This is a genomic window from Streptomyces sp. NPDC088810, assembly GCF_044750305.1.
Classification (GTDB): domain Bacteria; phylum Actinomycetota; class Actinomycetes; order Streptomycetales; family Streptomycetaceae; genus Streptomyces.
This window is the reverse complement of record NZ_JBIVJQ010000001.1, coordinates 1,292,403-1,309,744: the sequence shown is the minus strand read 5'-3', so window position 1 is coordinate 1,309,744 and position 17,342 is coordinate 1,292,403. Positions and strand designations below refer to the sequence as shown.

Here is a 17,342-nt window from a genome sequence, read left to right as displayed (position 1 = left end):
TCAGCGGCGGGTGAAGACGGGCTCCCACGGCTGCCGCGGCTCGGCGGCCCCGGCCGGCTCCTGGACGCCGCTGAGCGGTACGACCTTGTCGCTGCCGAGCGTGACCAGCACGAGCCGGGGGCGGTACTCCTCCTCCAGGCTCGTCACCCGTTCCCAGGCGATCAGGTGCCTGTCGTCGGCCCAGACGAGCAGGTGGCCTCCGCGGACCTTGGTGATCTCCTTGCCCGTACGGGGATCACGGACGGAGGAGTAGGACCTGCCGGGCGAGCCGGCGACCTCCTTCGTCAGGCCGAGGGCGGCGAGCCTGCCGCTCGGGGACAGCCGCGCGGGGACGTCCGACCGCAGGTGCTGCTCGTCCGCGGGCGCGGCGACCTTGTTGCCCTGGAGGTCGTAGAACTGCTGCAGGCCGTCCCGGCCGCCGATGTACTGCGCGTACACGAGCCCGCCGGTGCGGCTGAAGGCGAAGTCCGCGCGCGAGGCGCTGTCGCGGTCGGGTGCCACCCGGCTCCAGGAGCCCGTGCCGGAGGCCACGTCGAGGTCGTAGAACCCCGACCGGCTGGACTGTCCGAACCGGGCCGCCCACATCCACGCGGCCCTGCCGTCGGTGGTGTGCACCTTTTCCCTGGTCCGCAGATCGGGGTTCTCGTCGTACGTCGTCGCGACGAGCCTCGTGCCGTCGGACGAGAACGCGAGCCCGCCGACGCCGTGCCGGACCGGGATCCACCGCTCGACCTCCCCCGTCGCGAGGTCGAGCAGGCCGATCCGGTGCGCGGGCAGGTCCCGCTCCAGCACGGCGGCGGTCTTCAGGCCGGGAGCGACGGCGACGAAGGACCAGCGGGAGTCCTTCTCGTACTTTCCGCTCCCCGGGTCGAGCAGCCAGTAGGTGCGCGCCCAGACGGCCCGGTTCCCGGTCAGCCGCTTCGCCTCCGCGGTGTAGTAGGCGGCCAGCACCGCGTCCCCGGCTCCGATCAGCTCGCGCGGCGGCGACTGGTCCGGGTGGGCCCGGACACCGCCGGAGTCCAGCACCCCGGACGGCCGTACATCGGCCTTGTGGCCAAAGTCCAGCAGCGGCACCCCGACGGCGATCGCGACCACGGCGGCGGTGGCCGCGGCGACCGAGGCCAGCCTGCGGGTACGGCGGCGCCGGCGCACCCCGAGCACCCGGTCGGCGAACCCCGCCGGCACCGGCGGCTCCCGGTCGGCCTGCTCCCGCAGCGCCTCGCGCACGAGTTCCTCCACGTTCACGGACGCACCTCCACGGGCGAGAAGTCACGGGACGGCTGCTGCGGCCGGGGATCCACCGCCGCCAGCTCGGGCGCCAGCTCGCGGAGCCTGGCCAGCGAGCGGTGGGTGGTGGACCGTACGGTGCCCACGGAGCAGCCCAGGATGCGGGCCACCTCGGCCTCCGGCAGGTCCTCGAAGTAGCGCAGCACCAGCATGGTCCGCTGGCGGGCGGTGAGCCGGGACAGGGCCGTGCGCAGCACCAGCCGCAGCTCGGCGGCGCCCGCGGCGTCCGGGACCCGGCCGGGCTCCGGCGGCTCGGCCACGGTGACCTCGCGCCGCCGCCACTTCAGCCGCCAGCGGCTGATCTGCTGCCGGTACAGGACCTGCCGGACGTACGCCTCGGGCTCGTCGATCCGCTGCCACCGGCCGGCCGCCTTGACCAGCGCGTTCTGCAACAGGTCCTCGGCGGCGTGCCGGTCGCCGCCGGACAGCAGCACGGCGGTCCTCAGCAGCGCGGTCGACCTCCCGGCCACGAACTCCCGGAAACTCTCCTGCGCTTCGGCATCCATCGTCACCTTCTCTTTTCCCCGGGCCGCACCCGAACCTCCGGCCCCCGCACCCCTCCTGACGCGCCCACCGGAGCGTCGCTATGCCTGCCCCCGGAAAGAAATCCGGGCCGCCGACCGTGCGACCGACGAAGAAGCGCCCTTCACCGTGAGGTGAAGGGCGCTTCGGACGTGCCGGATACGTCAGTTGTGGCTGTGCAGGATGTCGTTCAGGCCGCCCCAGACCGCGTTGTTCGGGCGGGCCTCGACCGTGCCGGTGACCGAGTTGCGGCGGAAGAGGATGTTCGAGGCGCCGTTCAGCTCGCGGGCCTTGACGATCTGGCCGTCGGGCATGGTGACGCGGGTGCCCGCGGTGATGTACAGGCCCGCCTCGACCACGCACTCGTCGCCGAGCGCGATGCCGACGCCCGCCTCGGCGCCGACCAGGCAGCGCTCCCCGATGGAGATGATCACGTTGCCGCCGCCGGACAGGGTGCCCATGGTGGAGGCGCCGCCGCCGATGTCGGAGCCGTCGCCGACGACGACACCCGCGGAGATCCGGCCCTCGACCATGGAGGTGCCGAGCGTGCCGGCGTTGAAGTTGACGAAGCCCTCGTGCATGACCGTGGTGCCGGCCGCGAGGTGCGCGCCGAGGCGGACCCGGTCGGCGTCGGCGATGCGCACGCCCTTGGGGGCGACGTAGTCCGTCATGCGCGGGAACTTGTCGATCGAGGTCACCTGGAGGTGCAGGCCCTCGGCGCGGGCGTTCAGGCGCACCTTTTCGATGTCGTCCACGGCGACCGGGCCGAGCGAGGTCCAGGCGACGTTGGCGAGGTGGCCGAAGATGCCGTCCAGGTTCTGGCCGTGCGGCTTGACCAGGCGGTGCGAGAGCAGGTGCAGGCGCAGGTAGACGTCGTGCGCGTCGATCGGCTTCTCGTCCAGCGAGGCGATGACCGTGCGGACCGCGACCACCTCGACGCCCCGGCGGGCGTCCGGGCCGATCGCCGCGGTCGCGCCGCCGCCCAGCAGCTGGGCCGCCTGCTCGGCGGTCAGCCGCTCGGTGCCGGCCGGGCCCGGCGCCTCGACCAGCTCGGGGGCCGGGAACCAGGTGTCGAGAACGGTGCCGTCGGAGGCGATCGTGGCGAGGCCGGCGGCGACGGCGCCGGTGGTACGGGTTGCAGAGTCGGTCATGGAAGAAAACCTAACGTGGGCGGGGTGGTGAGGGCGAACCGCGTCTCACGTGCCGGGCGCCGGTTCAGGGGATCAGCCGAGCCAGTGCGGCGCGCGCGTACTCCTCGTCGTAGGAACCGCCCGTCAGCAGCACCTGGAGGCAGATGCCGTCCATCAGCGCGAGCAGGGCGCGCGCGGTGACCGGGTCCGTGCGGCGGGCCAGCAGCGCCGCCGCCCGCTCGGTCCACTCGGCGGCGACGGGACGCAGCGCGGGGCGGCGCAGCGCCGCCAGGTACAGCTCGTACTCCAGCTCCACGCCGGTGCGCTCGCCCGCCAGCCACTCCCCGAGCGCCCGGGCGAGGTCGGCGGCGAGGTCGCCCCCGCCGCCGCCCTCCGGCAGCAGCTCGGCCAGCACCCCGCCGAACCCCTCGTTCGACTGCCGCAGCGCTGCCACCAGCAGTTCCTCCAGGGTGGCGAAGTGGTACGTCGTGGAGCCGAGCGGTACGTCCGCCTCGGCGGCGACCGTGCGGTGGCTCAGCCCGGCGATGCCGTCCCGGCCGACCACGCGGATCGCCGCGTCGATGATCCGCTGCCGGCGCTCGGGGTCGTACCGGCGGGGCATCAGTGCGCCGCTCCGCCCAGGTCCAGCACCACGACTCCCCCGATGATCAGCAGGATCCCGGCGGCCTTCGCCGGGTTCAGCCCCTCGCCGAACAGCAGCAGGCCGAGGACGGCGATGGTCGCGGTGCCCACACCGGACTGGCGCCGGCGAGCAGCAGGTATCCCATGTGTACGAGCGTACACAACGGCTGCGTACGGCCGTACACAACGAGAAAGTTTCACTTTCATAGAAACCGCTCGCAGGCGGCCCCGGCTCCACTACTGTGCGGGCCCGTGTCCGAAACCACCCCCCGCACCCGAAGACTCGGGCTGGCCGCCGCACTGGCCCTGGCAGTCGCCGCCGCCTGCGTGACCGTGACCGCCCTGAACGACCGGCCCACGGAGACGAAGGCCACCGCCCCGGCGACGCCGCCCGACAACGGCCCCGGTCTGCTCTCCTTCGCCTCCCCGTCCACCCCGCCGGCGAACACACCGGCTCCCGCGAGGAACCGCACGGCCCCGCCCCCGCCCTCCGCCCCCGAGTCCCCCGCCCACCCGAAGCACACGCCGGCCAAGTCGCCGTCACCCAGGACCAGTTCGCCCCGTGCGGCGGAGCGCGGGACGTCCGTCCGCTCCCTCAACTACCCCGACCGCTACTGGCACATCAGCGACGGCCTGGTGAAGCTCGACCCCGTCAGCTCGGCCGCGGACCGCCGCGCCGCCACCTTCACGCGCGTCAAGGGCCTTGCCGACGCCCGCTGTTACTCCTTCACCACGGCCGACGGCGGCTACCTGCGCCACCGCAGCTTCCTGCTCCGCGCCGAACCCGCGGACGGCACGCCCCTGTTCCAGCAGGACGCCACGTTCTGCCCCCGCCCCTCCGCCTCCCCCGGCGCCGTGATGCTGGAGTCGGTCAACTACCCCGGCCGCTTCCTGCGCCACCGGAACTTCCAGCTGAAACTGGACCCGTACCAGAACACCGGTCTCTACCGGTCCGACTCGGCCTTCCTGCTGGTGGACGGGCTGGCCTGAACACACGGAAGCGGCGGCACCCGGCAGGTGCCGCCGCTTTCCGCACACGGTGGGATCAGACGTTGAACCCGAGCGCCCGCAGCTGTTCGCGGCCGTCGTCCGTGATCTTGTCCGGGCCCCACGGCGGCATCCAGACCCAGTTGATGCGCAGCTCGTTGACCAGGCCGTCGGTGGCGGACTTGGCCTGGTCCTCGATGACGTCCGTCAGCGGGCAGGCCGCCGAGGTCAGGGTCATGTCCACGGTCGCGACGTTGGAGTCGTCGATGTGGATGCCGTAGATCAGGCCGAGGTTGACGACGTCGATGCCCAGCTCGGGGTCGACGACGTCCATCAGGGCCTCGCGGAGCTCCTCCTCCGAGGCCGGCTTCATCTCGACGGTGTCGCTCATGCGGTCTTCCTTTCGGCTTCGGCGCCACCCAGCGCCTGGGCCGTCGCGTCCTTCCACGCCATCCAGCTCAGGAGGGCGCACTTGACCCGCGCGGGGTACTTGGAGACACCGGCGAACGCGACCGCGTCCTCCAGGACCTCCTCCATCGCGTCGTCGGGCTCGATCTTGCCCTTGGACTGCATCAGCTCCAGGAAGGTCTCCTGGATCTTCCGCGCCTCGGCGAGGTCCTTGCCGACCAGCAGCTCGTTCAGCACGGAGGCGGAGGCCTGGCTGATGGAGCAGCCCTGGCCCTCGTAGGAGACGTCCTCGATCGTCGTGCCGTCGTACTTCACGCGCAGGGTGATCTCGTCGCCGCACGTCGGGTTCACGTGGTGCACCTCGGCGTCGCCATCCCGCAAGCCCCGCCCGTGCGGGTTCTTGTAGTGGTCCAGGATGACGTCCTGGTACATCGAGTCCAGCTTCACGGTTTCAGCTCACGCCTCTCAGCCGAAGAAGTTCCGTACGTGCTCCAGCCCCTCGACCAGTGCGTCGATCTCGGCCGGCGTGGAGTACAGATAGAACGACGCTCGCGTGGTCGCAGGAATTCCGTAGCGGAGGCAGACCGGACGGGCGCAGTGGTGGCCGACGCGGACCGCGATGCCCTGCTCGTCGAGGACCTGGCCCACGTCGTGCGGGTGGATGTCCCCGAGGGTGAAGGAGATCGCCGCCCCGCGGTCCTCGGCCGTCGTCGGACCGATGATCCGCAGGTCCGGGACCTCGGCCAGGCGCTGCACCGCGTACTCCGTCAGCGCGTGCTCATGGGCGAGGATCCTGTCCATGCCGATCGACTGGAGGTAGTCGATCGCCGCGCCGAGGCCGACCGCCTGGGCGATCGGAGGCGTGCCCGCCTCGAACTTGTGCGGCGCCGGCGCATAGGTGGACGAGTGCATCGAGACCGTCTCGATCATCTCGCCGCCGCCGAGGAACGGCGGCAGGTCCTCCAGCAGCTCCTGGCGGCCCCACAGGACGCCGATGCCGGTCGGGCCGCACATCTTGTGACCGGTGAAGGCCACGAAGTCGGCCTGCAGGGCCTGCACGTCCAGCGGCATGTGCGGGGCGGCCTGGGAGGCGTCGATGCAGACGAGGGCGCCGACCTCCTGGGCGCGGCGGATGATCGTCTCGACCGGGTTGACCGTGCCCAGGATGTTCGACACCAGCACGAAGGAGACGATCTTCGTCTTCTCGGTGATGACCTCGTCGATGTTGGACAGGTCCAGCCGGCCGTCGTCGGTGAGACCGAACCACTTCAGCTTCGCACCCGTGCGCTGCGCCAGCAGCTGCCACGGCACGATGTTGGAGTGGTGCTCCATCTCCGTGATGACGATCTCGGTCTCATGGTCCACCCGGTAGGGCTCGTCGGCCCAGCCCAGCATGTTCGCCACGAGGTTCAGCGACTCGGAGGCGTTCTTGGTGAAGATCACCTCGTCGCGGCTCGGCGCGTTGATGAACGCGGCGACCTTGTCGCGCGCGCCCTCGTACAGCGCCGTGGCCTCCTCGGCGAGCACATGCACACCGCGGTGGACGTTGGCGTTGTAGCGCTCGTAGTACTCGCTCAGGGCGTCCAGCACCTGGCGCGGCTTCTGGGAGGTCGCCGCGTTGTCCAGGTACACGAGCTTCTTGCCGTCGTGGACCAGCCGGTCCAGGACGGGGAAGTCCTTGCGGATCGCCTCGGTGTCGAGGAGGCCCGGCAGCTGTGTCACGCGGATGCGCCACCCTTCGTGTATGCCTCGTAGCCCTCGTCCTCCAGCTTGTCGGCGAGCTCGGCACCGCCGGACTCAACGATCCGGCCGGCGGAGAAGACGTGGACGAAGTCGGGCTTGATGTAGCGCAGGATGCGCGTGTAGTGCGTGATCAGCAGGGTGCCGACCTCGCCGGTCTCACGGACGCGGTTGACGCCCTCGGAGACGATGCGGAGCGCGTCGACGTCCAGGCCGGAGTCGGTCTCGTCCAGGATCGCGACCTTCGGCCTGAGCAGCTCCAGCTGGAGGATCTCGTGGCGCTTCTTCTCACCGCCGGAGAAGCCCTCGTTCACGTTGCGCTCGGCGAAGGACGGGTCCATGTTGAGGCGCTCCATGGCCTCCTTGACCTCCTTCACCCAGGTGCGCAGCTTGGGGGCCTCGCCGCGGATGGCGGTGGCGGAGGTGCGCAGGAAGTTGGAGACCGAGACGCCGGGGACCTCGACCGGGTACTGCATCGCCAGGAACAGGCCCGCGCGGGCGCGCTCGTCGACGGACATCTCCAGGACGTCCTCGCCGTCGAGCAGCACGGTGCCGCCCGTGATCGTGTACTTCGGGTGACCCGCGAGCGAGTAGGCGAGGGTCGACTTGCCGGAGCCGTTGGGGCCCATGATGGCGTGCGTCTCCCCCTGCTTCACGGTGAGGTCGACGCCCTTGAGGATCTCCTTCGTGGCGTTGTCGGCCTCGACGGTGACGTGCAGGTCTCGGATTTCAAGCGTTGCCATGGGTGCCTCAGGACTCCTGGGTGAGGGAGACGAGAACGTCGTCCCCTTCGATCTTTACGGGGTATACGGGGACGGGGCGCGTCGCGGGGAGGCCGGACGGCTTACCGGTGCGCAGGTCGAAGCTGGAGCCGTGCAGCCAGCACTCGATCTGGCAGTCCTCCACCTCGCCCTCGGAGAGGGAGACGTTCGCGTGCGAGCAGATGTCGTGGATCGCGAACACCTCGCCCTCGGTCTTCACGACCGAGACCGGCGTGCCGTCGAGTTCCACCCGCTTCGGGGTGTCCTCCTCCAGCTCGCTCAGCCCACAGGCGCGTACGAATGCGCCGCTCATGCGACCGACGCCTCCAGCTCTTCGTCGATCCTGGCGATCAGACGCTCCTCGATGTCCGCGACGCCGATCTGCTGGACCAGTTCCGCGAAGAAGCCGCGGACGACGAGGCGGCGGGCCTCGTACTCCGGGATGCCTCGGGCCATCAGGTAGAAGAGCTGCTCGTCGTCGAAGCGGCCGGTGGCGGAGGCGTGGCCGGCGCCGACGATCTCGCCGGTCTCGATCTCCAGGTTCGGCACCGAGTCGACCCGGGCGCCGTCGGTGAGGACCAGGTTGCGGTTCATCTCGTACGTGTCGGTGCCCTCGGCCTTGGCCTCGATGAGCACGTCGCCGATCCACACCGCGTGGGCGTTGTCGCCCTGGAGCGCGCCCTTGTAGGCCACGTTCGACTTGCAGTGCGGGGTGTTGTGGTCGACCAGCAGGCGGTGCTCCTGGTGCTGGCCGGCGTCGGTGAAGTACAGGCCGAAGAGCTCGGCCTCGCCGCCGGTGCCGGCGTAGGCGACGCGCGGGTGGAGGCGTACGAGGTCGCCACCGAAGGTGACCACGAACGACTTGAGGGTGGCGTCCCGGCCGATCAGCGCGTTGTGCTGGCCGACGTGGACGGCCTTGTCGTCCCAGTCCTGGACGGAGACGACGGTCAGCTTGGCGCCGTCGCCCAGGATGTAGTCGACGTTGGCGGCGAGGACGGCGTCACCGGTGTGGTCGATGACGACGACGGCCTCGGCGAAGGCTCCGAGCTCGACGACCTGGTGGCCGTAGGCGACCCCGCCCTCGCCGTGCACGGCGATGCGGATCGGCTCGGTGAGCACCGTCTCCTTGGGGACGGTGACCACGCCGGCCTTCTCGAACGCCGAGTACGCCTGGGCGGCGACGCGGTCCACCGGGGTGCCCGCCTTGCCCAGCCGCGCGTCGTCGCGGCCCACGGTCTCGACGGTCACGCCCTCGGGGGCCTGGACGTCCACCTTCACACCGTCGCCGGTCGCGACCGCCGTGCCGTCGTGCAGCCCGCGCAGCCGCTCCAGCGGCGTGAACCGCCACTCCTCCTCGCGGCCGTGGGGGACGGGGAAGTCCGCCACGTCGAAGGACGGGGGCGCGCTCATGCGCGTGGCGACGGTCGACTCGGCGGCCACCGCGATCTGGCCGGCGGTGGTGGAGCCCACCGGGATGTTCTGAGCCTCAGCCATGGCTGTCGTAGTGCTCTCTCTGTGAGTAAGACGTGTGCTGACCGATGGGGCGGGTTAGCCGACCGCGCCTTCCATCTGCAGCTCGATCAGCCGGTTGAGTTCGAGGGCGTACTCCATGGGCAGCTCCTTGGCGATCGGCTCGACGAAGCCGCGCACGATCATCGCCATCGCCTCGAACTCGCTCAGACCGCGGCTCATCAGGTAGAAGAGCTGGTCCTCGGAGACCTTGGAGACGGTCGCCTCGTGGCCCATGGACACGTCGTCCTCACGGACGTCCACGTAGGGGTACGTGTCGGAGCGGGAGATGGTGTCGACGAGCAGCGCGTCGCACAGCACGTTCGACTTCGAGCCGTGGGCGCCCTCGCCGATCTCCACCAGACCACGGTAGGAGGTACGGCCGCCACCACGCGCCACGGACTTCGAGACGATGTTGGAGGACGTGTTCGGCGCCATGTGGACCATCTTGGAACCGGCGTCCTGGTGCTGCCCCTCGCCCGCGAAGGCGATGGACAGGGTCTCGCCCTTGGCGTGCTCGCCCATCAGGTAGACGGCCGGGTACTTCATCGTCACCTTGGAGCCGATGTTGCCGTCGATCCACTCCATGGTCGCGCCCTCGTAGGCCACGGCGCGCTTGGTGACCAGGTTGTAGACGTTGTTCGACCAGTTCTGGATGGTCGTGTAGCGGCAGCGGGCGTTCTTCTTGACGATGATCTCGACGACCGCCGAGTGCAGCGAGTCCGACTTGTAGATCGGGGCCGTACAACCCTCGACGTAGTGCACGTAGGCACCCTCGTCGACGATGATCAGGGTCCGCTCGAACTGGCCCATGTTCTCCGTGTTGATGCGGAAGTAGGCCTGGAGCGGGATCTCGACGTGCACGCCCGGCGGGACGTAGATGAAGGAGCCGCCGGACCACACGGCGGTGTTCAGCGCGGCGAACTTGTTGTCACCGGCCGGGATGACCGTGCCGAAGTACTCCTTGAAGAGCTCCGGGTGCTCCTTCAGCGCGGTGTCGGTGTCGAGGAAGATGACGCCCTGCTCCTCCAGGTCCTCGCGGATCTGGTGGTAGACGACCTCCGACTCGTACTGGGCGGCGACACCGGCGACGAGGCGCTGCTTCTCGGCCTCCGGGATGCCCAGCTTGTCGTAGGTGTTCTTGATGTCCTCGGGCAGGTCCTCCCAGGACTCCGCCTGCTTCTCCGTGGAGCGCACGAAGTACTTGATGTTGTCGAAGTCGATGCCCGAGAGGTCGGATCCCCAGTTCGGCATCGGCTTCTTCTCGAAGAGCTTCAGGCCCTTCAGGCGCAGCTTGGTCATCCACTCCGGCTCGGACTTCTTGCCCGAGATGTCGCGGACGACGTCCTCGTTGAGGCCGCGCCTGGCAGAGGCACCGGCCACGTCGGAGTCGGCCCAGCCGTATTCGTACTTGCCCAGGCCCTCGAGTTCGGGGTGGGCAGTCTCCGTGGGGAGAGTCATGCGGGGTTCCTCCCGGCCGTGCTTGCAGGTGCGTCAGTGGAAATCTTGGGGATGAACGTCGTGCAGACGCCGTCGCCGTGCGCGATGGTCGCCAGTCGCTGAACGTGGGTTCCCAGCAGCTCGGCGAAGATCTCCGTCTCCGCCTCGCACAGCTGCGGGAACTGTTCCGCGACGTGGGCGACCGGGCAGTGGTGCTGGCAGAGCTGCTCGCCGACCGGTGCGCTGCGCGCCGTAGCAGCGTACCCGTCGACACTCAAGGCCTTGGCCAGCGCTTCGGCGCGTTTGTCGGGCGTCACGGTCTCGATCGCCTTGCGGTACGCGCTCGCCTGGGCGGCGATCCGGGCGCGGGCGAAGGCGGCGACCGCCTCGGGGCCGCCCTCCCGCTCGGCGATCCAGCGCAGCGCGTCCGCGGCGAGCTTGTCGTACGACTGGTCGAAGGCGTCCCGGCCGCAGTCCGTGAGCGCGAAGACCTTGGCGGGGCGGCCGCGCGTGCGCGTGCCGTACACCCGCTGTTCGCGGGCCTCCACGACGTCGTCGGCGACCAGCGCGTCCAGGTGACGCCGGACGGCCGCCTGGGTGAGTCCCAGCCGGCCGGCGAGTTCGGCGACGGTCGACGGACCGTGGTCCAGGATGGACCGCGCGACCCGGTTGCGCGTGGAGCGCTCACCGGTCGCTAGCTCCTCCTGGGGGGCACCCGTGGGGGTCTCCCGAGCCTCGCCGACGTTTTTCACAACGCCATTGTTGCGTAATTCCGCGAAGCCTGACAAGCGCCGTCCGGATCACCGGACGGTGCCCTGCGTCACTTAGGCATACCTAATCCGACCTGGGGAAACGATCTTTTGATCGATCGTTTCCCGGTCTCTCCGCAGCCGATTTCGGTAGCGCCCCGCCGCCCCGTCGGGAAGACTCCGAACCATGTCCGCACCCCCTCCGACCGGCCCTCTTGTCACCCGCGACACCCTCGCGGCCGGCTTGCGTCTGCTCGGTGTCGAGACTGGCGAGACCCTCCTCGTGCATTCCTCGCTCAGCTCCCTCGGCTGGGTGAACGGCGGCGCGGTCGCCGTCGTCCAGGCCCTCCTCGACGCGCTGGGCCCCTCCGGCACGCTCGTCGTCCCCACCCAGACCGGCGACCAGTCCGATCCGGCCGTTTGGGGGAATCCGCCGGTGCCCGCGCAATGGTGGGACCGGATCCGCGCCACCATGCCCCCGTACGACCCCCTGATCACCCCTTCGCGCGGGGTCGGCGTCATTCCCGAGACCGTGCGCACCTGGCCCGGCGCCCTGCGCAGCGCGCACCCGCAGACCTCCTTCGCCGCGCTCGGCCCGCGCGCTGGGGAGATCACCGAGGGCCACGCCCCCGACTGCCGGCTCGGGGAGCAGAGCCCCCTGGCCCGGCTGGAGAAGCTGGGCGCCCGGGTGCTGCTGCTCGGCGCGGGCTACGCGGCCTGCACCGCCTTCCACCTCGCCGAGTACCGGATACCCGCGCCCCGCGTGGAGGTCGGCCGGCCCGCTCCGGGCGGCGGCTGGGAGACCGTAGTCGAGGTCTCGATCACCTCCGACCGGTTCGACGAGCTGGGGCACGACTACGAACGGGACCGGCCCGTCGTACGCGGCACGGTGGGCGCGGCGGACGTCCGGCTGTTCCCGCTGGCGGACGCCGTGGCCTACGCCGAACGGTGGCTGCCGCTGCACCGGCCCCGTGCGGAGGACTTCGGCCACCCCCACGCCTGAGGGGCAAGCGGTCTCCCTAGACTCTGGTGCCATGCGAAGTGAGCCCGTGGTCCAAATCCAGGCCCTGGTGAAGCGGTACGGCCCGAAGACCGCGGTGGACGGCCTCGACCTGGTGGCCGAAGCGGGCGTGACCGCCGTACTCGGCCCCAACGGAGCGGGGAAGACGACCACGGTCGAGACCTGCGAGGGGTACCGGAAGCCGGACTCCGGCACGGTGCGCGTCCTGGGCCTCGACCCCGTCCGCGACTCCGCCGAGCTGCGGCCCCGCATCGGCGTGATGCTCCAGTCCGGCGGTGTCTACTCGGGCGCCCGCGCCGGCGAGATGCTGCGGCACGTCGCGAAGCTGCACGCGCACCCGCTGGACGTCGACGCCCTCGTCGAACGCCTCGGCCTCGGCTCCTGCGGCCGGACCAGCTACCGGCGACTCTCCGGCGGCCAGCAGCAGCGGCTCGCGCTCGCCATGGCCGTCGTGGGCCGCCCGGAACTGGTCTTCCTGGACGAGCCGACCGCCGGCCTCGACCCGCAGGCCCGCCGCGCCACCTGGGACCTGGTCAGGGACCTGCGGGCCGACGGCGTCTCGGTGATCCTCACCACGCACCACATGGACGAGGCCGAGCAGCTCGCCGACGACGTCGCGATCATCGACGGCGGCCGGGTCATCGCCCAGGGTTCCCCGGAGGAGCTGTGCAAGGGCGGCGCCGAGAACACCCTGCGCTTCTCCGGCCGCCCCGGCCTCGACGTCGGCTCCCTGCTCAAGGCGCTCCCCGCCGACTGCACGGCCGCCGAGCTGACCCCGGGCTCCTACCGGGTCGTCGGCAAGATCGACCCCCAGCTGCTGGCCACGGTCACCTCCTGGTGCGCCCAGCACGGGGTGATGCCGGACCGGATCTCGGTGGAGCGGCACACCCTGGAGGACGTCTTTCTGGAGCTGACCGGCAAGGAGCTGCGCTCGTGACCGTTGGTACGTACACCCCGAAGCCGGGTGCCGCGCCGCTGCCCCGCATGATCGCGGCGCAGGCGGCCCTGGAGACCAGAATGCTGCTGCGCAACGGCGAGCAGCTGCTGCTGACGGTGGTCATCCCGACCCTGCTGCTGGTCCTCTTCAGCTCGGTCGACATCGTGGACACCGGCAAGGGTGCGGCCGTCGACTTCCTCGCCCCCGGCATCCTGGCGCTGGCCGTGATGTCGACGGCGTTCACCGGCCAGGCCATCGCCACCGGCTTCGAGCGCCGCTACGGCGTGCTGAAGCGGCTGGCCTCCTCGCCACTGCCCCGCTGGGGCCTGATGACCGCCAAGACGGTGTCCGTCCTGGTCACGGAGATCCTCCAGGTCGCCCTGCTGACCGTCATCGCCTTCGCGCTGGGCTGGTCGCCGCACGGCAACCCGGCGGCCGTCCTGCTCCTGCTGCTCCTGGGCACGGCCGCCTTCTCCGGGCTCGGCCTGCTGATGGCGGGCACGCTCAAGGCCGAGGCCACGCTGGCCGCGGCCAATCTGGTCTTCCTGCTGCTCCTCGTGGGCGGCGGGGTCATCGTGCCGCTGGAGAAGTTCGGCTCGACGGGGCAGCACGTGCTCGGTCTGCTGCCGATCTCCGCCCTGTCGGACGGCCTGCGGGACGTGCTTCAGCACGGTGCCGGCACGCCCTGGGCCGACCTGGGGATCCTCGCCGTCTGGGCGGTGGCCGGACTGGCCGCTGCCGGGAAGTTCTTCCGCTGGGAGTGACCAGCGCCGCACCCCCGGAGGGCGACCCTCGTGAACGCGTGCACAAGCGGCGGCCTACCATGGTGCGCGTGCCCCAGCTGAACCGCGCCGACGCCCAAGCCGCCCTGCGCAACCCGCTCGCCTTCATCGCCGACCGCTGGACCCCGGACCCCCGGACCGTCCGGCGGGCTGCGCTCGCCGCGCTCGTGATGTCGGTCGTCATCGTCGTCACCGGCGGCGCCGTCCGCCTCACCGGCTCGGGCCTCGGCTGCCCGACCTGGCCCACCTGCACCGACGACTCGCTGACCACCACCCGGGCCATGGGCTTTCACGGGGTCATCGAGTTCGGCAACCGCATGCTGACGTACGTGCTGTGCGCGGCCGTCGGCTGGGCGATCATCGCGGTCCGGTCCGAGAAGCCGTGGCGGCGCAGCCTGACCCGGCTGGGCTGGGCCCAGTTCTGGGTGGTCATGGGCAACGCGGTGCTCGGTGGCATCGTCGTCCTGGTCGGCCTCAACCCGTACACGGTCGCCGCGCACTTCCTGCTCTCCACGGCGCTGATCGCCATCGCGACCGTGATGTGGCAGCGCACCCGGGAGGGCGACGGGGCGCCGCGTCCGCTGGTCGGCACGGCGGTGCAGCAGCTGGTGTGGTTCCTGGTGGCCGCGTCCGTGCTGCTCATCGCGGTCGGCACGGTGGTGACCGGGGCCGGTCCGCACGCCGGCGACTCCAGCGAGGTCGAGCGCATCCCGATCGACTGGGAGACGGTCTCCAAGCTGCACGCGGTGCTCGCCTGGATCGTCGTGACGCTGACGTTCGCCCTGTGGTTCGTCCTGAAGGCGGTCGACGCCCCGCCCGGCCCCCTGGCGCGGACGCGGGAGCTGTTCGTGATCCTGCTGTGCCAGGGAGCCGTGGGCTACGTCCAGTACTTCACCCACCTGCCGGAGGCGCTGGTGGCCGCGCACATGCTCGGCTCCACCGTGATGTGGATCTGGGTGCTGCGGGTGCTGCTGTCGTTGCGCGAACGCCCGGGGGCCGGCCTGGACCTGCCGGGCCCCCCGGCCGAGGTGGCGGTCGGCACGCGCGCGTGAGTCACCCGTACGCGGTGATCAACGCGTCGATCGCGGGCCCCAGAAACGCTCGGGTCGTGCCGGCCCGGTGGGTGAGCCAGTCGTCGGTGGGCGGGGCCGGGGCGTCGTAGCGGCGTCGGGCGATGTCGTCGACGACCTCGGCGGGAGCGCCGAGGGACGGGAGTTCGGCGAGGGCCTCCCGCTTGGTGATCAGCCGGCCGTCGCGGAGGGTCACGGTGGCCCGGGCGAAGGTCAGCAGACCGAGGTCGACCCAGATGTCCTGTCGCCACAGCCGGGCCCTGTCCACCGCGGGCCGCCAGAAGTCGCGCTGGTCGCGTACGACGAAGTCGACGAGCTGGCGGTCCGGTACCGGCGGCAGCAGCGCGTCCGGCGCCGCTCCGTGCAGCACACGCCCGAAGTCGTGCAGCTCGCGCCGGGTGACGGGGGTGACGCTGCGGCGCCGCAGACCGTTGTGCGCCCAGGTCAGGTGCCGCCGCCCGGGGTCGGCCAGCGTGGCCGGTGTCGGATAGCTGCAGTGGAGCTTCGCGGCGAGCGGCCCGGCGGCGCGCAGCCGGTGGTGCAGGGCCGCCACCTGCCAGGCCCGTCCCGGCCCGAGCGGCCCGGGCAGGACGGCGATGAGGTCGAGGTCGCTGCGCCCCTCCTGGTAGTCGCCGCCGGCCAGGGAGCCGTGGGCCCAGAGGGCGAGGGGACGTAAGGGCACGAGGCCGCGCAGGAAGGCGTCGAGCAGCGTGTCGGTCGGCATCGCACCAGTCTGTACAGTGCGGCACGCCCCGTACACCCCTTACTCCAGCCCGTACACCCGGCGCGCGTTGTCCGCCGCGATCAGCCGGGCCACCCGCTGGGCGTCCTCCAGGGACCAGGCGCCCTCCGCTGCCCAGCCGCCCAGCACCCGGCCCAGGGCCTCCCGGAAGAGGCGGGCGCCGACGACGTGCAGCTCGGGCAGGCCCTGGGCGCCGGTGGAGAAGAGGATCTTGCCGAAGGGGGCCAGTTCCAGGGTCTCGGCGAGGACCGTGGCCGCCCGGGCGCCGGTGCGCACCAGCGCGGCGCCCGAGTCGACGTAGACGTGCGGGAAGACCCCGGCCAGGTGGGCGGCGTGGCGGTGGTACGGGTAGCCGTGCAGCAGGATCAGGTCGGTGCCGAGGCCGGCGGTGGCCCGGACGAAGTCGGTGAGCAGCACCGGGTCCGTGCGGTCGATGCGGGAGCCGGGCTCGCCGAGGCCGGCGTGCAGTTGCAGGGGCAGGCCCGAGGCGACCGCGATCCACAGCAGGTGGCGCAGCAGCACGGCGTCCGTGAGCGGGCCGCCGACCCGCCGCCCGGCCAGCCAGCGGCCCGCCGCGCCCCGCACCTCCCCGGGCCCCGGCGGCTCGGGCGCGAGGGCCAGGCCGTGCCGCAGCCCCGCGACGGAGGTGAAGGCGACGGCGGTCGCCGCGGCCCCGTGCACCGACTCGGCGAGGTTGGCCAGGAAGGACTCGACGGTGCCGGAGGTGTCGGCGACCTGCTCGGCGAGCGGCTCCAGCCGGATGATCTCGTGGGCCCGGGCCGCCGCCGCGGAGGCCAGTTCGGCGGGACCGGTGAGGTCGCCCGGCAGGCCCGAGTCGACCAGGTACGTCGTGATGCCGCTGCCGCGCAGCAGCCGGCGGCCCGCCTCCACGGCGCCCAGTTCCCGGCGCCGGGCCAGATAGCGGGCGGGCGGGCAGTGCGGTTCCAGGCCGAGCAGGGGCGGGCACCAGCGCCGTACGGCGAAGCCGGTCTGGGTGTCGAAGAGGGTGGTGCCCGGGGCCGGTGGTCCCTCGGTGCGGGCCAGCTGGGCCTCGAAGGTGCCGAGGCCCAGTTCCGTCCGCAGTACGCCGTGGCAGTACTGGTCCACGAGGGACGGCGTCTCGATCATCCCGGCCTCCCCACGTCCGCTGGCTTTGACCGGCCTAACGGGTGAACGGGGTGTGAGGTCGCGGATGAGAGCGGGACTGTTCGCAGTCGGCCGGCTGCGGGCCGGCCCGGGTCGCGCCCGGTTGACGCGTGGTCAGCCGCCGACCTGGATACCGGCCATCCGCTTCCACTCGTACGGGCCCGTCTGCACCTTGGCCGCGAACTCGCCGTCGAAGGACTCGTGGACGGTGATGCCGGCCTTCTCCACCGCCTGCCGGGCGATCTCGGTGCTGGGCGCCACCAGGTCGCCCCAGCCGCCGTCCTCGCCGACGAGGACGATGCGGGCGCCGCGTTCGCCGATGTGGGCCACCTGGCCCTCCGCGCCGCCGTGCGCCTTCGCGAAGGCGCTGATCCGGTGGGCGAGCCGGGACACCTTGCGCTCGGCCCGCGCGTCAACCTGCTGCGTGTCTGCCATGCCCAGGATGCTACCGACGGGTAGATCAGCTGGC

Annotated in this window: 20 protein-coding genes and 1 pseudogene; 5 read left to right on the top strand and 16 right to left on the bottom strand. The window is 71.5% G+C overall.

Annotation, left to right across the window (positions count from 1 at the left end):
* The 5 genes and pseudogenes from ACIP4Y_RS06015 to ACIP4Y_RS05995 form a co-directional block, all read right to left on the bottom strand.
* A complete protein-coding gene (locus tag ACIP4Y_RS06015; protein ID WP_401388234.1) occupies positions 1-1,245 on the bottom strand; it encodes a WD40 repeat domain-containing protein in 1,245 nt (414 codons plus the stop codon).
* The gene (locus tag ACIP4Y_RS06010; protein WP_401388231.1) at positions 1,242-1,793 is read right to left on the bottom strand and encodes a SigE family RNA polymerase sigma factor; all 552 of its coding nucleotides are present in this window, start codon (positions 1,791-1,793) and stop codon (positions 1,242-1,244) included. The genes ACIP4Y_RS06015 and ACIP4Y_RS06010 overlap by 4 nt, the downstream gene beginning before the upstream one ends.
* Positions 1,794-1,973: 180 nt before the next feature.
* Positions 1,974-2,960 (bottom strand): 2,3,4,5-tetrahydropyridine-2,6-dicarboxylate N-succinyltransferase, encoded by a 987-nt coding sequence (gene dapD / locus ACIP4Y_RS06005; RefSeq protein WP_358648273.1) that lies wholly within the window; start codon positions 2,958-2,960, stop codon positions 1,974-1,976.
* Between the two features lie 64 nt (positions 2,961-3,024).
* Positions 3,025-3,561: a TetR/AcrR family transcriptional regulator gene (locus tag ACIP4Y_RS06000; protein WP_401388227.1), complete on the bottom strand. Its 537-nt coding sequence runs from the start codon at positions 3,559-3,561 to the stop codon at positions 3,025-3,027.
* Positions 3,561-3,698 (bottom strand): annotated as a pseudogene (locus ACIP4Y_RS05995) (QacE family quaternary ammonium compound efflux SMR transporter); the annotation flags it as partial. The pseudogene ACIP4Y_RS05995 and the gene ACIP4Y_RS06000, both read right to left, overlap by 1 nt.
* Before the next feature lie 135 nt (positions 3,699-3,833).
* Here ACIP4Y_RS05995 and ACIP4Y_RS05990 point away from each other — a divergent pair.
* The gene (locus ACIP4Y_RS05990; RefSeq protein ID WP_401388224.1) at positions 3,834-4,571 is read left to right on the top strand and encodes an AbfB domain-containing protein; all 738 of its coding nucleotides are present in this window, start codon (positions 3,834-3,836) and stop codon (positions 4,569-4,571) included.
* A gap of 55 nt (positions 4,572-4,626) precedes the next feature.
* Here the strand turns inward: ACIP4Y_RS05990 and ACIP4Y_RS05985 are convergent, their stop codons facing one another.
* From ACIP4Y_RS05985 to ACIP4Y_RS05950, 8 genes are read right to left on the bottom strand one after another with little or no spacing between them, the layout of a single operon-like run.
* The gene (locus tag ACIP4Y_RS05985; protein ID WP_208031583.1) at positions 4,627-4,959 is read right to left on the bottom strand and encodes a metal-sulfur cluster assembly factor; all 333 of its coding nucleotides are present in this window, start codon (positions 4,957-4,959) and stop codon (positions 4,627-4,629) included.
* Positions 4,956-5,423 carry a Fe-S cluster assembly sulfur transfer protein SufU gene (gene sufU / locus ACIP4Y_RS05980; protein WP_401388221.1) on the bottom strand — a complete coding sequence of 156 codons (468 nt, stop codon included), beginning with the start codon at positions 5,421-5,423 and terminating at the stop codon, positions 4,956-4,958. Before sufU ends, ACIP4Y_RS05985 begins: the two co-directional genes overlap by 4 nt.
* Before the next feature lie 18 nt (positions 5,424-5,441).
* Positions 5,442-6,698 (bottom strand): cysteine desulfurase, encoded by a 1,257-nt coding sequence (locus ACIP4Y_RS05975; RefSeq protein ID WP_401388218.1) that lies wholly within the window; start codon positions 6,696-6,698, stop codon positions 5,442-5,444.
* Entirely contained in the window at positions 6,695-7,459 is a 765-nt protein-coding gene (gene sufC / locus ACIP4Y_RS05970) for a Fe-S cluster assembly ATPase SufC (RefSeq protein ID WP_401388215.1), read from the bottom strand. Before sufC ends, ACIP4Y_RS05975 begins: the two co-directional genes overlap by 4 nt.
* Before the next feature lie 7 nt (positions 7,460-7,466).
* Complete coding sequence (locus ACIP4Y_RS05965; RefSeq protein WP_358639984.1) at positions 7,467-7,790, bottom strand: non-heme iron oxygenase ferredoxin subunit; 324 nt, start codon at positions 7,788-7,790, stop codon at positions 7,467-7,469.
* Positions 7,787-8,971: a Fe-S cluster assembly protein SufD gene (gene sufD / locus ACIP4Y_RS05960; protein WP_401388211.1), complete on the bottom strand. Its 1,185-nt coding sequence runs from the start codon at positions 8,969-8,971 to the stop codon at positions 7,787-7,789. Before sufD ends, ACIP4Y_RS05965 begins: the two co-directional genes overlap by 4 nt.
* A 54-nt stretch (positions 8,972-9,025) precedes the next feature.
* Positions 9,026-10,447 carry a Fe-S cluster assembly protein SufB gene (sufB, locus tag ACIP4Y_RS05955; protein WP_358639980.1) on the bottom strand — a complete coding sequence of 474 codons (1,422 nt, stop codon included), beginning with the start codon at positions 10,445-10,447 and terminating at the stop codon, positions 9,026-9,028.
* Positions 10,444-11,178, bottom strand: coding sequence for a helix-turn-helix transcriptional regulator (locus tag ACIP4Y_RS05950; protein ID WP_401388208.1), 735 nt, complete (start codon positions 11,176-11,178; stop codon positions 10,444-10,446). Before ACIP4Y_RS05950 ends, sufB begins: the two co-directional genes overlap by 4 nt.
* Positions 11,179-11,362: 184 nt before the next feature.
* On the opposite strand from ACIP4Y_RS05950, the gene ACIP4Y_RS05945 reads away from it, so the two are divergent.
* From ACIP4Y_RS05945 to ACIP4Y_RS05930, 4 genes are read left to right on the top strand one after another with little or no spacing between them, the layout of a single operon-like run.
* On the top strand, positions 11,363-12,178 hold the full coding sequence (locus tag ACIP4Y_RS05945; protein ID WP_401388205.1) for an aminoglycoside N(3)-acetyltransferase: 816 nt from the start codon (positions 11,363-11,365) through the stop codon (positions 12,176-12,178).
* Positions 12,179-12,209: 31 nt separating this feature from the next.
* The gene (locus ACIP4Y_RS05940; RefSeq protein WP_401388202.1) at positions 12,210-13,133 is read left to right on the top strand and encodes an ABC transporter ATP-binding protein; all 924 of its coding nucleotides are present in this window, start codon (positions 12,210-12,212) and stop codon (positions 13,131-13,133) included.
* A 47-nt stretch (positions 13,134-13,180) separates the two neighbouring features.
* Entirely contained in the window at positions 13,181-13,897 is a 717-nt protein-coding gene (locus ACIP4Y_RS05935) for an ABC transporter permease (RefSeq protein WP_401388705.1), read from the top strand.
* A 59-nt stretch (positions 13,898-13,956) separates the two neighbouring features.
* Positions 13,957-14,967, top strand: a complete 1,011-nt coding sequence (locus tag ACIP4Y_RS05930) for a heme A synthase (protein WP_401388199.1) — start codon at positions 13,957-13,959, stop codon at positions 14,965-14,967.
* A 1-nt stretch (position 14,968) separates the two neighbouring features.
* Here ACIP4Y_RS05930 and ACIP4Y_RS05925 read toward each other — a convergent pair whose 3' ends face one another.
* The 3 genes from ACIP4Y_RS05925 to ACIP4Y_RS05915 all read right to left on the bottom strand — a co-directional run bounded on the left by ACIP4Y_RS05925 (position 14,969) and on the right by ACIP4Y_RS05915 (position 17,308).
* On the bottom strand, positions 14,969-15,709 hold the full coding sequence (locus ACIP4Y_RS05925; RefSeq protein ID WP_401388196.1) for a nucleotidyltransferase: 741 nt from the start codon (positions 15,707-15,709) through the stop codon (positions 14,969-14,971).
* A 39-nt stretch (positions 15,710-15,748) separates the two neighbouring features.
* A complete protein-coding gene (locus ACIP4Y_RS05920) occupies positions 15,749-16,855 on the bottom strand; it encodes an amidohydrolase family protein (protein ID WP_401388193.1) in 1,107 nt (368 codons plus the stop codon).
* Positions 16,856-16,987: 132 nt separating this feature from the next.
* Positions 16,988-17,308: a hypothetical protein gene (locus ACIP4Y_RS05915; RefSeq protein ID WP_401388190.1), complete on the bottom strand. Its 321-nt coding sequence runs from the start codon at positions 17,306-17,308 to the stop codon at positions 16,988-16,990.
* Positions 17,309-17,342: the final 34 nt, after the last annotated feature.

Bases quoted from the DNA above. Each gene is read 5' to 3' on its own strand.
- ACIP4Y_RS05930 (WP_401388199.1), top strand. From the start codon at position 13,957: ATGGTGCGCGTGCCCCAGCTGAACCGCGCCGACGCCCAAGCCGCCCTG.
- ACIP4Y_RS06000 (WP_401388227.1), bottom strand. From the start codon at position 3,561: ATGCCCCGCCGGTACGACCCCGAGCGCCGGCAGCGGATCATCGACGCG.
- ACIP4Y_RS05945 (WP_401388205.1), top strand. From the start codon at position 11,363: ATGTCCGCACCCCCTCCGACCGGCCCTCTTGTCACCCGCGACACCCTC.
- ACIP4Y_RS05965 (WP_358639984.1), bottom strand. From the start codon at position 7,790: ATGAGCGGCGCATTCGTACGCGCCTGTGGGCTGAGCGAGCTGGAGGAG.
- ACIP4Y_RS05935 (WP_401388705.1), top strand. From the start codon at position 13,181: ATGATCGCGGCGCAGGCGGCCCTGGAGACCAGAATGCTGCTGCGCAAC.
- ACIP4Y_RS05915 (WP_401388190.1), bottom strand. From the start codon at position 17,308: ATGGCAGACACGCAGCAGGTTGACGCGCGGGCCGAGCGCAAGGTGTCC.
- ACIP4Y_RS06010 (WP_401388231.1), bottom strand. From the start codon at position 1,793: ATGGATGCCGAAGCGCAGGAGAGTTTCCGGGAGTTCGTGGCCGGGAGG.
- ACIP4Y_RS05940 (WP_401388202.1), top strand. From the start codon at position 12,210: ATGCGAAGTGAGCCCGTGGTCCAAATCCAGGCCCTGGTGAAGCGGTAC.
- sufB (WP_358639980.1), bottom strand. From the start codon at position 10,447: ATGACTCTCCCCACGGAGACTGCCCACCCCGAACTCGAGGGCCTGGGC.
- ACIP4Y_RS05925 (WP_401388196.1), bottom strand. From the start codon at position 15,709: ATGCCGACCGACACGCTGCTCGACGCCTTCCTGCGCGGCCTCGTGCCC.
- sufC (WP_401388215.1), bottom strand. From the start codon at position 7,459: ATGGCAACGCTTGAAATCCGAGACCTGCACGTCACCGTCGAGGCCGAC.
- ACIP4Y_RS05985 (WP_208031583.1), bottom strand. From the start codon at position 4,959: ATGAGCGACACCGTCGAGATGAAGCCGGCCTCGGAGGAGGAGCTCCGC.
- ACIP4Y_RS05920 (WP_401388193.1), bottom strand. From the start codon at position 16,855: ATGATCGAGACGCCGTCCCTCGTGGACCAGTACTGCCACGGCGTACTG.
- sufD (WP_401388211.1), bottom strand. From the start codon at position 8,971: ATGGCTGAGGCTCAGAACATCCCGGTGGGCTCCACCACCGCCGGCCAG.
- dapD (WP_358648273.1), bottom strand. From the start codon at position 2,960: ATGACCGACTCTGCAACCCGTACCACCGGCGCCGTCGCCGCCGGCCTC.